Source organism: Streptomyces sp. NPDC002671 (assembly GCF_053592475.1).
In genome coordinates, this window is record NZ_JBSFVU010000018.1 from 40070 (window position 1) to 54239 (window position 14170).

At 70.0% G+C, this 14170-nt stretch carries 11 protein-coding genes and 1 pseudogene; 5 read left to right on the forward strand and 7 right to left on the reverse strand.

Features of this window, described 5'->3' with window-relative positions:
- Positions 1–169 precede the first annotated feature (169 nt).
- Positions 170–528: pseudogene (locus ACWD35_RS26455) on the reverse strand (IS630 family transposase); the annotation flags it as partial.
- Positions 529–847: 319 nt separating this feature from the next.
- On the opposite strand from ACWD35_RS26455, the gene ACWD35_RS26460 reads away from it, so the two are divergent.
- Positions 848–1834 (forward strand): L,D-transpeptidase, encoded by a 987-nt coding sequence (locus ACWD35_RS26460; protein WP_451353781.1) that lies wholly within the window; start codon positions 848–850, stop codon positions 1832–1834.
- Between the two features lie 176 nt (positions 1835–2010).
- Here ACWD35_RS26460 and ACWD35_RS26465 read toward each other — a convergent pair whose 3' ends face one another.
- A complete protein-coding gene (locus ACWD35_RS26465) occupies positions 2011–2847 on the reverse strand; it encodes a sterol desaturase family protein (RefSeq protein WP_451353782.1) in 837 nt (278 codons plus the stop codon).
- Between the two features lies 1 nt (position 2848).
- Positions 2849–3562: a FadR/GntR family transcriptional regulator gene (locus ACWD35_RS26470; RefSeq protein ID WP_451353783.1), complete on the reverse strand. Its 714-nt coding sequence runs from the start codon at positions 3560–3562 to the stop codon at positions 2849–2851.
- A gap of 238 nt (positions 3563–3800) precedes the next feature.
- Here ACWD35_RS26470 and ACWD35_RS26475 point away from each other — a divergent pair, with 238 nt between their 5' ends.
- The 4 genes from ACWD35_RS26475 (at position 3801) to ACWD35_RS26490 (ending at position 8222) form a co-directional block, all read left to right on the forward strand.
- Entirely contained in the window at positions 3801–5033 is a 1233-nt protein-coding gene (locus tag ACWD35_RS26475) for a GNAT family N-acetyltransferase (RefSeq protein ID WP_451353784.1), read from the forward strand.
- A gap of 109 nt (positions 5034–5142) precedes the next feature.
- Positions 5143–5955 (forward strand): SDR family NAD(P)-dependent oxidoreductase, encoded by an 813-nt coding sequence (locus ACWD35_RS26480; RefSeq protein WP_451353785.1) that lies wholly within the window; start codon positions 5143–5145, stop codon positions 5953–5955.
- A gap of 118 nt (positions 5956–6073) precedes the next feature.
- A complete protein-coding gene (locus ACWD35_RS26485; protein ID WP_451353924.1) occupies positions 6074–7591 on the forward strand; it encodes a hypothetical protein in 1518 nt (505 codons plus the stop codon).
- A gap of 175 nt (positions 7592–7766) precedes the next feature.
- Complete coding sequence (locus ACWD35_RS26490; protein ID WP_451353925.1) at positions 7767–8222, forward strand: Chromate resistance protein ChrB; 456 nt, start codon at positions 7767–7769, stop codon at positions 8220–8222.
- A gap of 19 nt (positions 8223–8241) precedes the next feature.
- Here ACWD35_RS26490 and ACWD35_RS26495 read toward each other — a convergent pair whose 3' ends face one another.
- From ACWD35_RS26495 to ACWD35_RS26510, 4 genes are read right to left on the reverse strand one after another with little or no spacing between them, the layout of a single operon-like run.
- Entirely contained in the window at positions 8242–9564 is a 1323-nt protein-coding gene (locus ACWD35_RS26495) for an MFS transporter (protein ID WP_451353786.1), read from the reverse strand.
- Positions 9561–10772, reverse strand: coding sequence for a type III PLP-dependent enzyme (locus ACWD35_RS26500; RefSeq protein ID WP_451353787.1), 1212 nt, complete (start codon positions 10770–10772; stop codon positions 9561–9563). Before ACWD35_RS26500 ends, ACWD35_RS26495 begins: the two co-directional genes overlap by 4 nt.
- A complete protein-coding gene (locus ACWD35_RS26505) occupies positions 10769–12481 on the reverse strand; it encodes an IucA/IucC family protein (protein ID WP_451353788.1) in 1713 nt (570 codons plus the stop codon). Before ACWD35_RS26505 ends, ACWD35_RS26500 begins: the two co-directional genes overlap by 4 nt.
- Before the next feature lie 47 nt (positions 12482–12528).
- Positions 12529–14112: an IucA/IucC family protein gene (locus tag ACWD35_RS26510; RefSeq protein WP_451353789.1), complete on the reverse strand. Its 1584-nt coding sequence runs from the start codon at positions 14110–14112 to the stop codon at positions 12529–12531.
- Positions 14113–14170 lie beyond the last annotated feature (58 nt).

A 14170-nucleotide genomic window follows, 5' to 3' on the forward strand; every position in this document is an offset into this window, starting at 1 on the left:
GTCACGGCGGACCCTGGCATCGAACCGGACAATCTGCTTCCGGCTGCCGCGCTCACGAGGCGAGTCCCGCTGCTGCAATCGGAGCCGATGCATGGTCCGTCAGCGTCGGCGAATTGAGCAATCAGGCAGCGCAGTCGATGGGCCGTCCGCCCCGGCGGATGCCCTTCTCGTCCGCACCGGTGTGGGCGGAGAGGTTGTCCAGGTTGATGTGGATCGGGGTTCCGTCGGGTCGGGCGGCGCGGATCGACTTCAAGGCGGTGAGGCTGTTGACGGTGCCTTTGCGGCGGCGGTTGACGCCCCAGAGGGTGTCGTCGCCGACGGAGTAGCAGCCGTGGAATTAGCTGACGCCGTGGGTTCGGTGACAGGTGGCCGGCAGACGGCGGGCTTGCCCTGCTTCGCCCAGCAGGAACCCGCGATGGGCCGCACCCCGAGCTGCCCGAACTCGTCGAAGGCGAAGACCCGGTCCGGGAAGCGTTCCAGCACCTGCTCGATACGGTCGAGCTTGGCGTCGCGCTCGGGGTCGGGCGCCGCCCACCGGCCGCGGAACGCTGCCCGGGGCAGCTCCCGCCCGTCGCACCCGCCGATTGGGCTGATCAAGAACGGCTGTCCCCAGCTGGAGCACGCACGGGTTCCTGCGCGGACACCACGGCCGTGATCGAGCGAAGTCAGCAGGCAGAAGAGAAGGTGGGAGGCTGCGATGTCGCGCCCCTCATCGCCTTCGACCCGGCGATGCGCATCGAGTCTTGAGACATGTTTTACCCAATGCATGGAACTGCGGCCCGCCCCTGACTGTCTGACTGGAAGTCGGGCCCGGCAGGGCCGAAGAGCGAGAGAGTGGGGGCAGGTCGTGGGACGGCGCAAGGGCAGCATACGGATCGCACTCGTCACGGGTGCGATGCTGGTGGGTGCGAGTGCCTGCGGCGGGGGCGGCAGTGACAAGGCGGGCGGGGACGACGCGAAGGCGCCGGGCAAGTCGAGTGCGAGCGCCTCCCCGTCACCGACGAAGCCCGCGGGTCCGCCGATGCTGCTCGAGACGATCACCCCGCAGACCGGAACCACGGTCGGCGTGGCCATGCCGATCTCGGTGATCTTCACGAACCCGGTGGCGGCAAAGGCTCGGGCCACGGTGGAGAAGCACATGAAGGTGAGCGCCTCGCAGCCGGTGGTCGGCGCCTGGCACTGGATGGGAGACAAGCGCGTCGACTGGCGGCCGAAGACGTACTGGCCGTCCGGCACGAAGGTGAAGATCGACGCTGACATGAACGGCGTCAGCAACGGCAACGGACGCTACGGCGTCCACAGCTACACCCACACCTTCACCATCGGCGACGACGTGCGTGCGGACGTCTCGGTCACCGGCCACACCATGAAGGTGACGCGGAACGGCAAGCTGCTGCGCACCCTGTCGATCAATGCGGGCAGCGCTCAGTATCCATCGTGGAACGGCACGATGGCTGTCATCGACAAGCAGGAGAAGGTTCACATGACCTCCTGCAGCGTCGGCATCAGCTGCGACAAGGGCAGCCCCAACTACTACGACCTGACGCTGCCCTGGGACGTCCACCTGACCCAGTCCGGCACGTACGTGCACTACTCGACCGGCGACCCCAATCCGGGCAGCGGCAGCGCCCGCGGCTCGCACGGCTGCGTCCACCTGTCCATGTCGGACGCCAAGTGGTTCTACGGCCAGGTCAAGCAGGGCGACCCCGTCACCATCACCGGCTCACCCCGTGCCAAGGCCCCGGCCGACAACGGCTACGCGGCCTTCAACCTGGGATGGGACCAGTGGGTCGCGGGCAGCGCGTCCGGGGAGGGGACGACCTCGACGCTGTGATGCGCGGCGGTGGCGGCGCCAGTCAGCACTCGATGATGCCGACCGCGGCGCCACCGTCGTACTCGCCCTTCGGGCCGGTCTGAAACGGCCGGCCCTCCGGCACACCCCACTCGTCCAACCACTGCCTGCGACATCGAGAGCGGCCGACGCGGCGCGGGCGACGACAGCGGCAGCCGTCACCCCTCCTTCGCCCTGGGCTCCCAGCCGGGCGGACCGAACAGATACCCGGCACGGTCGCGCCAGTGCCGCGCAGCGCGGACGTCTCGCCAGGCGGCCACGTACTCGTGGAAGGCCACCCGCAGCGGATTGTGGGTGTCGATGTTCTTCGTCAGGCCGTACACCACGCGCGTGCCCTCCGGTTCGAACGTCCGGAAGAGCCGGTCCCAGACGATGAGGATGCCGCCGTAGTTTCGGTCCAGGTAGACGTTGTTCGAACCGTGGTGGACACGGTGGTGGGATGGCGTGTTGAAGACCCACTCCACCGGCCGCCACAGCTTGTCCACCCGCTCGGTGTGCAAGAAGAACTGGTAGACGAGGCTGACCGCCTGCTGGAGAAGGATCATCCACGGCGGAATGCCCAGCAGCGCCAGAGGCATCCAGAAGGGCAGGCCCGTCATGGGCGTCCAGCTCTGGCGCAGGGCGGTCGAGAGGTTGAAACGCACGCTGGAGTGGTGGACCACATGGCTCGCCCACAGCACCCGCACCCGGTGGTGGGCGCGGTGGAAGACGTAGTACGCCAGGTCGTCGCCGAAGAACAGCAGCACCCACGTCCACACTGACGACGGCGACAGGTGCCAGGGAGCGACGGTGAAGAGCGCTGCATACAGCACGACCGTCACCACCTTCCACGGCACTGCGATGACCTGGCTGCCGGCGCCCATGGACATGCTGGTCACGCTGTCGCGCAACTCGTACCCGCGGTCATCGTCGTCCGGCAGGAAGCGGTAGGAAAGCGCCTCCACGACGACCAGGAGCACGAACGCCGGTATCGCGTAGACCACGGTCGGGATCATCTCAGCGCACCGCCTTCCGAGGTGCCGCGGGCACGCTGCGGGACAGCAGCTCGCGCGCCAGCCGCTCGGCCGCCTCGGCCTCACGTGCCGCGATGTGCGCTGCCAGCCGCAGATGGGCTTCGACGTCGAGGAGTTCCGCGGTCCGCAGGTCGGCCGGCACGTCGACGACCGGGAGTGTGCCGCCCACCACGCTGTTGAAGGCCAGCAGATAGGCGACGTTCCCGGAGCCCTCCACGATCAGCCGCCACCAAGCGACATCCGCATCGCCCAGCTCGGTCAGATCGGGCCCGGTGCGCGCATACCGGCGCGCGGCCCTGACGATCTCCCCAGCGGTGTGAACCGAGCACCGGATCGCGCACAGCCTCGCCGCGTCGGCACCGATGCACGCCCGCATCTCCAGCGCGTCCCGGGCCAGGTCCTCCACCGAGAGCCCGCCGTCAGCCGCCGCAATCCCCACGGCGAGGTCGAGGCCGGCGGTGCGCCGCCAGTCCAGGACGAGCGTACGGCCGCCGTGGCTGACCTCGACCAGCCGTGCCTGTTGCAGCCGTTTGACGGCCTCACGGACGGAATGCCGGTTCACACCGAACTCGGTCGCCAGGTCCCGTTCGGCACTGAGGGCGGAACCTGGCGGCAGTTCCCCGCCGAGGATCCTGTCCCGCAGCAGGGCGAAAAGCTGGTCGGAGACAGCCTCGCGCCGGATGAGTCCCTGAGTCATGGCGCTCAGGGTGGACGAGCCGGGCCCACTGGTCAACTGGTTGGACCAGTAAACCTTTTCGACGGCGGGGATCACCGTCGCCGAGCCCGACCACCGCAGCTCATCCCCGGGGACCGGGCTGTGCTGTGACCGCCGCGGGCCCGGCCGTAATTCGCTTGACCTGGTCACGGGGCAACGCTGCATTGTGGCGGGACACCGCGAGTCGTGGTGCCAGTATCCCGGGGAGGAAGCGGCGGCAATGGAGATCCGTTCTACGACCGACAAGGACCTCGACGTCTTCGTCGACACACTCCATGCCGCGTTCGCGCGCTTCCCGGAAACCCCGACCGAGGGCCGCGGGGTCTGGTGGTCGGCGCTCGAAATGGACCGCAACCTGCTCGCCACGACGGCGGACGGGCGGCCCGTCGGCACCGCCGGTGCGTACTCCTTCGAACTCACCCTGCCCGGTGAGATCCTCGCCCCGGCCGCCGGGGTGACCGGCGTCGGCGTCCTGCCCTCGCACCGACGCCAGGGCGTGCTCAGCGCGATGATGCGGCATCAGCTCACTGAGCTGCGGGCCCGAGGGGAGTTCCTCTCCGTACTGCTGGCCTCCGAGGCCCTGATCTACGGCAGGTTCGGCTACGGACCGGCGACCTACACGCAGCGGCTGACGGTGCCGCGCCACCGAGCCGCCCTCACCCTCCCCCGGGCGCGCGGAACGGCCGACGCCCCGGCGGCCGGCTCGGACACCGGCTCGGTCGAGCTGCTGCGCCGCTCCGACTGCGGCGAGATCCTGGAAGAGGTCTACGACCGGTACCGCCGCGCACAGCCCGGCGCGCTGTCCCGGCCGCACCGCTGGTGGGCCCTGGGTGCGGGGCAGCCCCCGGTCTCTCCGGCGCAGCGCTACGTCGCCGTCCACCGGGACGCCGACGGCGTCCCGGACGGGTACGCCAGCTACTCGCTCAGCGAACCCGACACCCTGACGGTGGACGAGACCATCGCCGCCGACGACGCCGTATACACGGCCCTGGCCCGGTTCGTGCTCGGACACGACCTGGTCACCCAGGTCGTGTTCAAGCACTTCCCGCCCGAGCACTCGCTGCGCTGGCAGCTTGCGGACTTCAACGCCGGCCAGTTGAGCAACCACACCGACTGGCTCTGGGTGCGACTGCTGGACGTCCCGCGTGCGCTGACCACGCGCGGCTGGTTCACGGACGGCGAACTCGTCCTCGACGTCGACGACCCGTTCCTCGGCGAGCACGGCCGCTATCTGCTGACCGTCCGGGACGGCAAGGCCGAGTGCGTCCCTACGGACCGGGAGCCCGACCTGTCCCTGAACGTGAGCGACCTGGGCTCGGTCTATCTCGGCGGCACCGCCCCGAGCACGCTCGTGCGGGCCGGACACATCCGGGCCCACCGCCCGGGCGCGGCCACCCTCGCCGACGCCCTCTTCCGCGCCGAGCGCCCGCCGCACTGCCTGCACTGGTTCTGACCGCGCGCTCACCGGCCACTCAGCCCGCCGCTGATCGAGCCTGGTGGTGACAACACCAGGCCCGGCACACTCTCCCGACCCTGCTCCGGGCACTGCCAGAGTGGCTGCCATGACCCAGCGCACCACTTTGATCACCGGCACCACCCAGGGCATGGGCCGCGCTCTCGCACTCGACCTGGCCTCGCGCGGCGGCACCGTCCTGCTGCACGGCCGGGACCGCGATCGGCTGGAGGCCGTGGCCACCGAAGCACGGGCCGCCGCCCCCGACGCCACCATCCGTACGTACCTCGCCGACCTGTCCGACCTGGACCAGGTGCACGCGATGGCCGACCGGATTCGTACGACGGAGCCGCGCCTCGACGGCCTGATCAACAACGCGGTGGCGGGCGGCGGCGCCGAACCACTCAAACGCGAACTGAGCCACCAGGGCCATGAGCTCCGCTTCGCGGTGAACCACCTCGCCCCCTACGCCCTCACCCGCGATCTGCTGCCCCTGCTCAACTCCTCAGCTCCCGCCCGAGTGATCAACGTCGCCTCGATCGGCCAGGAGGCCATCGACTTCGACAACGTCATGCTGGAGCGGGACTACGAGGGCCTGCGCGCCTACTGCAGAAGCAAGCTGGCCATGATCATGGCAACCTTCGAGCTGGCTGCCGAACTGCAAGGCACCGGGGTCACGGTGAACGCCCTTCACCCGGCCCACCTGATGGACACGAACGGCGTCCGCGCGTACGGCCTCACCCCGGTCACCAGCACGGACGAGGGCGTCCGACCGACGGTACGCCTGCTCCTCGACCCGGAACTCGCCACCACCACGGGGCGCTACTTCGACCAGTTCACGGATACGCGCGCCCATGAGCAGGCGTACGACACCGAGGCGCGTGAACGCCTGATGAAGCTGACGCACAGCCTGATCGGATAGGGCCCGCGGCACCGGGAGCGGGCCGCCGCCAGAGCGGCGCTGTACGGTGTCCCGCCGGCGACAGGTCGGCACCAGGAAAATCCGAACTCATCATTCACGCTCCAGGCAGGATGGCTCTGTGCATCACATCCTGTGCGGGCTTGCCGCCAATCCAGCCCTGCCGTCCGAGCTCGTCGACCGGCTGATATCCATCGCGGACGACGATATCGCCGCGGACCTCGCCTGTCGCGCGGATCTCGGTCGTGCACAGGCGGTCGCACTGGCCGAGCGCGTCGATGAGAGCGCGGTGCGGCTGGCGTACGAGGGTCGGCTGACCGCCGCTGACATCGATCCCTCTGTCTGGCCGGACGCCGCCCTCGCCCTGCTCGACCAAGGTGTCGGCCGCCCGGAGTGGGCGCGTCTCCTCGTGGCGGACCCGGTTCGTGAGCGCCGGGAGAAGCTGGCGGCCTGCCCCAGCCTCCCGTCCGACGTGGTGGACACGCTTGCGGCGGACGCGGACGTACATGTCGTCGCCGAGCTCGCGTCGTGGACCACGCCGGACGTGGCCGCGAGGCTCGCGGGGCATCCGCACGCCGAGGTCCGCCGCGCGGTGGCGGGCAACGAGGCGACACCCCCGGCAGTACTGGCAGCGTTGGTGACCGGGGAAGGGCTGCCTCCGGCGCGACGCTGTCTGGTCTGTGACCGCGAGGAGACCCCCTTCGTTCACGATCGGCAGTGCCCACGGCTCGACTGCGATCTGCCGCCGGGCGCCTGCTGCGACGGCTCCCACGAGTCCACCGTCCAGGACATGCGGAGGGCAGCTCTCCGTAACCCTGCCACCCCCATCGAAGCCGTCGTCGGCTTCGCGGACCATCCGTCGATGCTGTTGCGCTGGGCGCTCGCCGCTCGCCAGGACCTGCCCGCGCAGGCGTGCGCACGGCTCGCCTCGGACCCCACTCCCGGTGTCTGCGCCGACCTCGCCGAAAATCCCGCGATCGACGATGCCCTGATCCGTGCGCTGGCCGGCGACCGTGACCCCGACGTGCGCCGCAGCCTTGCACACCATCCCCGCGTGCCACTCGACGTGCTCACCCACCTGGCCCGAACCACCAGGATCGGCACCACGCTTCTGCCCCGTATCGCCGCCTGCTCTCCCGCCGAGGTCGAAGAGCTGGCCAAGACACCGGACCCGGCTGTCCGAATGCTCGTGGCCCAACGACGCGATCTGCCGCCCGAGATTCGCGACCGGCTGGCCGACGACCCGGACGCGAAAGTGGTCAAGGCTGTCGCTCCACACCCCGACCTCGCCGAAGCGCAGTTGCGCGCCATGGTCGACCGACACGGTGTCCGTGTCCTGGCCAGCGTGGCGGCCAACCCGGACGCGCCCCCGGCGCTGCTGGAGGACCTGGTCCGGCACGAACCAACGGTGCGAAAGGTGTTCCGTGAGGTTGCCCGGCAACATGGGGCGACGGCCTCGGCGCTGCTCGTCTGCCTGGCGGACAAAAAGGCGAGACCCCTAGCCGCCGGCCACCCGGCACTCCCGCCACCGGTGATCGTGGAACTGCTCGCCGACACCGACTGGCAGGTAGTGGAAGCAGCGGCAGCCAACCCGTCCCTGCCGCCTGCCATGATGTCGGATCTGGTGCGCCGGCAGTGAGCGCCCTCGCGCAGTGTCGCTGGCTGCAACCAGGTGACGCCCTGCCCGGGCGGCGTGCAGCGGGAGCCGTTACGGTCGCGCTGTGGTGGTGGACGAAGTGGATACGCGGTGGCTGCTGATGTCGGTGACGACGGCCGGGGCGGCGTCGTCCTTGCGGATGCAGGTGTAGCGGAAGCTGAAAGGGCTCGGGGCGCTGTATCTGCAGCAATCAGTGTGCCTGTTGCCCGACCGGCCTGCCGTTTCCGATGCCCTGACCGAACTGCAGGAACGTGTCCGCAGGGACGGTGGGCGGATGCGCGTCGTGCACGTCGAGGTCGGTGACGAGGACGAGCGCAGAAAACTCGCCGAGGAGATGACCGCCGCCGTCGACGAGGAGTACGCGGAGGTGCTCGAGCGGCTTCCGTCCTTCTTCTCCGAACCGGAGATGGAGTCAGGGCGCGGCCGGGCAGTCTTCGCGGAGGTGGAGGAATCGGAGGCCGACCTGGAGCGGTTCCGGTCCTGGGCGGCGAAGATCGAGACCCGCGACTACTTCGGTGCGCCGCTCGGTGGGCAGGTGCGTGCCGAACTGGAGCGGGCGGCCATGGCGCTGGCCGCGTTCGAGTCGGCAGCGCTGGAGGGCGACGACGCGTAGGGCTCCGGCCCCCCATGTGTCAGAGGTCGGTCGGCCGGTTCCCTGCTGGTTGGGCTGACGTGAGGGGGGATGCGGTCACCGAGGCAGCTCTCGTGATCCGGGAGAGCCGTCGGATTCGCCCTGTGATGAAGGCGGAGACAGCGAGCGCCGAGGACGCCGAGACGATCCCGGCGAGGACCAGGCTGGATCGGGCGCCGAGGGCGTCCGACACCAGGCCGACCAGCGGGGCGCCGATGGGAGTGCCGCCGAGGAGGACGAGGAAGTAGACGGACATGACACGGCCTCGCACATGTGGGCCGGCATGAAGCTGGGTCAGCGCGTTGGCGGTGCTGGTCACGACCGCTGCGGCGAAGCCGGTAGGGATCAGCAGGGCCATGAACGTGCCGTAGCCCGGCATCAGGCCCAGTGCGGCCTCCAGTCCCCCGAAGACCACCGAGGTGGTGACCAGACGTCGCGCGGTGGGGGGTTTCCCACAACTCGCGCTGCGGATCGCGCCGATGAGGCTGCCCGTGGCGTAAGCGGCGGAGAGGTAACCGAAGGCGGCGGCGCCTGTGTGGAAGACCGTGACGGCCACGAGTGAGATGGTGACCTGGAAGTTGAGGCCGAAGGTGCCGACGAAGGCGATGAGGGTGATCGGCAGGAGCAGTTCTGGGGTGGAGGTGATGTCGTGGAACGCGTCGCGCAGTCGGGTACGGTCGGGTCGGGACTGTCCGTGGTTGCCTGACTCATCCGACTTGTCCGACTCATCTGTGCGAAGGGTGATGAGGCCGTAGAGGACGGCCAGGTACGAGGCGGCGTTCACGAGGAATACGGGGCCCAAGCCGAAGGCGGCGACGGTCAGGCCGGCGAGGGCGGGGCCGATGGCACGGGCCACGTTGAACTGGGCGGCGTTCAGGCTGACCGCGGTGGCCACGCGCTCGCGGGCGACCAGTTCGGAGATGTACGCGTTACGGGCGGGACTGTCCACGGCGGTGGCGGTGCCCAGGGCGAAGGCCAGCGCGTAGACCGACAGCAGGTTCACTGCCCCGGTGACGGTCAGCAGTCCGAGCAGGAGTGACTGCAACCCCATGGCTGTCTGAGTCAGGAGCAGAAGCCGCCGCTTGGGGTACCGGTCGGCCAGGACGCCTCCGGTCAGACCGAACAGGGTCTGGGGCAGGAACTGCAGTGCGGTCACCACGCCGACCGCACCGCCACTGTTGCCGGTGATGTGGAGGACGAGCAGGTCCTGGGCGGCACGCTGCATCCACGTGCCGATGTTGGAGGTCAGCTGTCCGAGCAGGTAGCGGCGGAAGTTCCCGACAGTGAGTACGGCCGTCATCGGCATGCGGGAGCCCGCACTCATGACAGCTGATGGGCGTACGTGCCCGGGACGGATGCCTCCGCCTCGTCGAGGTGATGGAAGGCCGGGTGGGGGTGCATGAGGAACGCGTGGTGGGAGATGTTCCAGGCGTAGGCGCCCGCCATGGCGAAGGCGACCCGGTCGCCGACGCGCAGCCGTTCGACCATGACGCGGCGTGCCAGGACGTCCTTGGGCGTGCACAGCTGTCCGACCAGCGTCACCGGCTCGTCACGGGCCGCTGGGCGCTCCCAGGGCCGGAGCCAGATGTCGTGCGGGATCACCTCGAAGGGCTGGTCGTGCTGTTTTGCTGCCGGGGTGCGAAGGTGGTGGGTACCTCCGCGCAGGACGGCGAACGCCTGCCCTCGGCTGAACTTGATGTCCAGGACCTGTGTGACGTACCAGCCGCAGTAGGCGGTGACCGAGCGGCCGGGTTCGATCCGCAGCGTGAGGTGAGGGTGGCGGGCCAGGATCCGGCGCAGACCGGCACCGAAGGCGGGCCAGTCGAACACCCTTTGCGGATGGCCGTAGTCGACGCCCATCCCGCCTCCGACGTTGACCTCGGCCAGGTCGATGCCGTGGTGCTGAGCCCAGCCCTCGGCCCAGGCCAGGATCTTTTCGACAAGGGCCAGTTGGGCTGGGGCCTGCAGTCCGCTGGCCAGGTGGAAGTGGAGGCCGCGCAGTCGGATGCCCGGGGCGGAGGCGATCGTCTCCAGACAGCGGTCCAGCTGCGCGGGATCCATACCGAAGGGGCTGGGGTGCCCGCCCATGGCGAGCGCGACCTGGCCGAGGTCGACCGGCAGGTTGACGCGCAGCAGGGCGTCGACGGCCCGGTCGCCCAGCAGGGCGGTGAGGAGGCGCAGTTCGTGGGCGCTCTCGATGTGCAGGCGCTCCACTCCGGCTTCCAGTGCCTGGTCCAGCTCCGTCTGCGTCTTGCCGGGGCCTCCGAAGGCGATCGGCACATCGGGAGTGAACGCGCGGACGTGGCTCAGTTCGCCGCCGGAGGCCACCTCGAACCCGTCGACGTGCCCGGCCAGGGTCCGCAGAATCCGGGGATCGGCGTTGGCCTTGGCCGCGTACAGCAGCTCGACACCTTCCGGCAGTGCGGACCGGATCGCGTGCACATGCTCGCGGAGGCCCGGCAGGTCGTATACGTAGGCGGGCAGCTCGTCGTCGGTCATCCGGCCGACATGGTCGAGCACTGCGGAACTCACCGGATCACCTCGCGGGGGAAGTCCGCGCCGAGCGGGCTGGGCAGAGGGACGTAAGTGGCGTGCCGGTCGGCCTCGCGGGACCAGCGCAGGAGGAGGTTGGCCTTCGCGGGCAGCGGTACGCCGGACAGCAGGGCGCGCAGGCGTGGCGGTTCGGCGGCGGTGCGGGCGTAGGCGTCGAGGCGGTCCCGGACCAGGCCCCAGAGGGCGGGTTCCAGCGTCGGCTCGATGTCGGCGAGGGCGCCGAGCAGTTCGGCGATGTGATTGACCAGGAGGCAGTACGCGACCCGGTTCCAGCCGCGTTCGGGATCGTAGGTGAGGGGGCCCCGGACGTTCTCGGGCAGCTCTCCGAGGGTGCGCTGGTGATGCCCGGGCAGGAGCTTGGTGCCCTCCAGGTCGCGGAAGAGCATCTGCGCCGGGGTGCCGTCGGCGTTCACACCGACAACGACGTTCTGGAGGTGAGGCTCCAGCACGACGCCGTGCTCGAAGTAGGCGGCCAGCACCGGTGGCAGCAGGAGCCGTAGGTAGGTGTCCCACCAGGCAAGCAGGTCCCCGTCGCCGCAGGCGAGCAGGTGGGAGACGTGGGCTGTACTGGTGGGGTACTCGTCCGCCACCGCGGCGGCGAGCAGGGGGGTCACCCCGGGACGCAGGTGGTGGCGCAGGCCGGAGCGGACGATGACACCGAGGCCCTCCAGGAGGGCGGTGTCGCCGGTGGTGTCGAGTGTGCGGTAGCCGGGCTCGGCCAGGAGCGCGCATCCCGGGAAGCGGCCGGCGAGCTCGGCGAAGACCGGCTGGAGCAGCCGGTTGAGGGCGACGGCGCCGGCGAGTTCGTAACTGGCGTGTCTGCGAACGCAGTTGGTGAGACGAACGTTCAGACTGAACTTCAGGAAGGTGTCACTGTCGGGGTGGTAGAGGGTTCGCACCGATGCGGTCGGTACCAGCTCCGGTCCACTCACTCCGGTGTCGACGACATCGCCGGAAGCCAGTGCCTCGCGGAGCCGGTCGTGGCCCTGCAGCAGCCGGTACTGCCAGGGGTGCACCGGCAGTATCGCGAATCCCGGGTCTGCCGTCGGGTGCAGCGCATCCATCTCGTGCAGCTCGCCCTCCTCGCGCACGAGACGGCGGCGCACGGCGAGGTAGCGCAGGCGGAAGCGTGCGCCGGTCTCCGGGCCGTACGCCAGCCAGTCCACCGGGTCGCCGGTGCGGGCCTTCGGAGTGGGGTGGAAGCGATGGCCGAACACCAGGGACTGCTCAGACGCCACGTACGGGTCCGCGTGCGGCATGGTGCCCGCCCGTTGTTCCAGCGCGGTGCGGATCGCCTCTCGACTGTCTGCCACCTGGCTCAGGAACTCTTCGTTGGCGATACCCGTGCGCAGTTCCAGTTCTTCCTGGATGTGACCGGCCAGCTCCCTCCAACCAACGGTCACCCAGGCGTCGTTGTCGAGCCGCTGCACCGGGCCCTGGAAGCGGTGCGCTCCGACCAGCGAGACGCGGCGTAGCCGGGAACGCAGCAGGATGCCCCGGCGGGGCAGACGTAGCAGGAGGTGGTCGCCGTCGACAGTCACCTGATGCTCGGGCGCGGACACCTCGCGGATCAGGCAGTTGAGCAGTGTGTGGGCGGTGACGGTGTCGGCTGTGTGCACCGGTTCGGCGGCCGATGCGAGGACGGTTGTGGTGGCGGTGCCGGTGTTGGGGGCAGCGTTGGTGGTCATACGGTCTCTCCGGTGGGACGTGACGGACGTGCGCGACGGCACGGCGTTCAACGGGACAGCGCCAGGGGGTTGGGAACGGACGTCCACTGCGCTTTGTCCGGGCTCTCGGAGAGGCGCATGGCGATGGTCGCCTTCAGCGGCATGGTGTCGCCGAAGAACGCTGCCGCGTCCTCCTGGTGCGACAGGCCGGGGCACACCCGGCGGCCGACTTCGGCCACCGCGCCCCACAGCGCTCGGGGATCAGCCGCCTGCGCCCGCGCGAGGACGTCGACCAGCTCGCTGAAGACTCCGCTGATAAGACCGCCGAACAGCTTGGTGTGCAGCGCGTCCACGTCGTCTCCCGCGCGGGCGCCGAGCAGCGGCGGCAGCGTGAAACCGCACCGGCCCAGGCGGCGTGGGCTGACCCGCACCCCGTCCAGATCCCGGTACAGCACCCGCACGGGCCGCCCGTTTCGCAGCACCACCAGGGTGTTCTGGCCGTGCGCCTCCAGGGCGACCCCCATCGACAGCAGCGTCAGTGCGGGCGGCAGGACGAGCCCTGCGAAGTCCGCCAGCCAGCGCACCGGATCTCCCGACGCCACGGCGGCTCCCGTCGCGTGGACGGCAGTGAGCGGAACCGCGATCTCCCCGGCGTCCAGGTAGCACTCGGTCGACTCCCGGATCATGGCCGACAGGCTCGCGGAAGGCTGCCCGTCCACACACACCGCGCCGCCGCCCAGCTCACGCAGGATGCGAAGGCTGCCGCCGAACCCTGCCTTGTCGATGACGGCCGAGACCAGGTCGGACAGAGGAGGTCCGTCGGCGACCTCGGCCGGGGAAATGGTGCGCCGGTAGTTCGTGACCTGGACGTCCAGCGCCGTCTTGATGTGGCAGCCCGGCAGGACACCCAGCGGTGCCAGGGTGCGCAAGGACAGCAACGGCCGGGCCGGGATCGTCTCCTCCACGACGACCAGGTCGGGATGGTGCGCGAGCACGTGGTCCCGCTGCCAGGGGTGCAGCGGGACCAGGATCGTGTCGCCGTCACGCAGCTGCCGCGGCCAGACGCCGGCCCCCTGCCAGCGATCGGCCGGGACGCGGAGCAGCGCCAGCTGGACGACCGGATGGTGCTCCGGAGCGTAGGCGAGGACGTCGGCGATCGACATGCCGGTGCGTGTCCGGCAGCAGGGATGCTGCGGGTGACCGTCGACCACTGCCTGCTCGGCATCCGCCGAGTCGTTCAGGGAGGCGGCCCGGCCTGCGTTCGCGGCCCTGGCCAGGGCCAGGTTGACCACACTGTTGTCCAGCTCGACCGCCAGTCGCTGCGCCGCGGGGGTACGCAGGCCCAGCTGCGCCAGAAGCTCCGCCGGCCCCCTGACCGGCCCCTCGGGCCCGGATACGGCGAAGTCGTCGGGCACCTCGGCGAACGGCCGCGCGCACGGCTCTGCCGCCGAGAGCGAGCCGCCCCGTTGCAGCCGGACCACCAGGATGCCGGACTCCCGGCGGTGCCCGGTGAGGCCGGGCAGAGGTTCTCGTACGAATGCGCCCCACAGCCGGCCCAGCACGGTTGCACGTGCTCCCGGGAGTGCAGCCGTGAAGGACTCCACCAGATCTGGGCGCGTGCGGCGCAGCTCGTCGACGGGCGTCTGGGACATCGTCACCATCCTGACCTGGAGAGGAATGACAGTCGGGCCATGCGCAACAGACGCTACG

Bases quoted from the DNA above. Each gene is read 5' to 3' on its own strand.
- ACWD35_RS26465 (WP_451353782.1), bottom strand. From the start codon at position 2,847: ATGATCCCGACCGTGGTCTACGCGATACCGGCGTTCGTGCTCCTGGTC.
- ACWD35_RS26470 (WP_451353783.1), bottom strand. From the start codon at position 3,562: ATGACTCAGGGACTCATCCGGCGCGAGGCTGTCTCCGACCAGCTTTTC.
- ACWD35_RS26475 (WP_451353784.1), top strand. From the start codon at position 3,801: ATGGAGATCCGTTCTACGACCGACAAGGACCTCGACGTCTTCGTCGAC.
- ACWD35_RS26480 (WP_451353785.1), top strand. From the start codon at position 5,143: ATGACCCAGCGCACCACTTTGATCACCGGCACCACCCAGGGCATGGGC.
- ACWD35_RS26495 (WP_451353786.1), bottom strand. From the start codon at position 9,564: ATGAGTGCGGGCTCCCGCATGCCGATGACGGCCGTACTCACTGTCGGG.
- ACWD35_RS26505 (WP_451353788.1), bottom strand. From the start codon at position 12,481: ATGACCACCAACGCTGCCCCCAACACCGGCACCGCCACCACAACCGTC.
- ACWD35_RS26510 (WP_451353789.1), bottom strand. From the start codon at position 14,112: ATGTCCCAGACGCCCGTCGACGAGCTGCGCCGCACGCGCCCAGATCTG.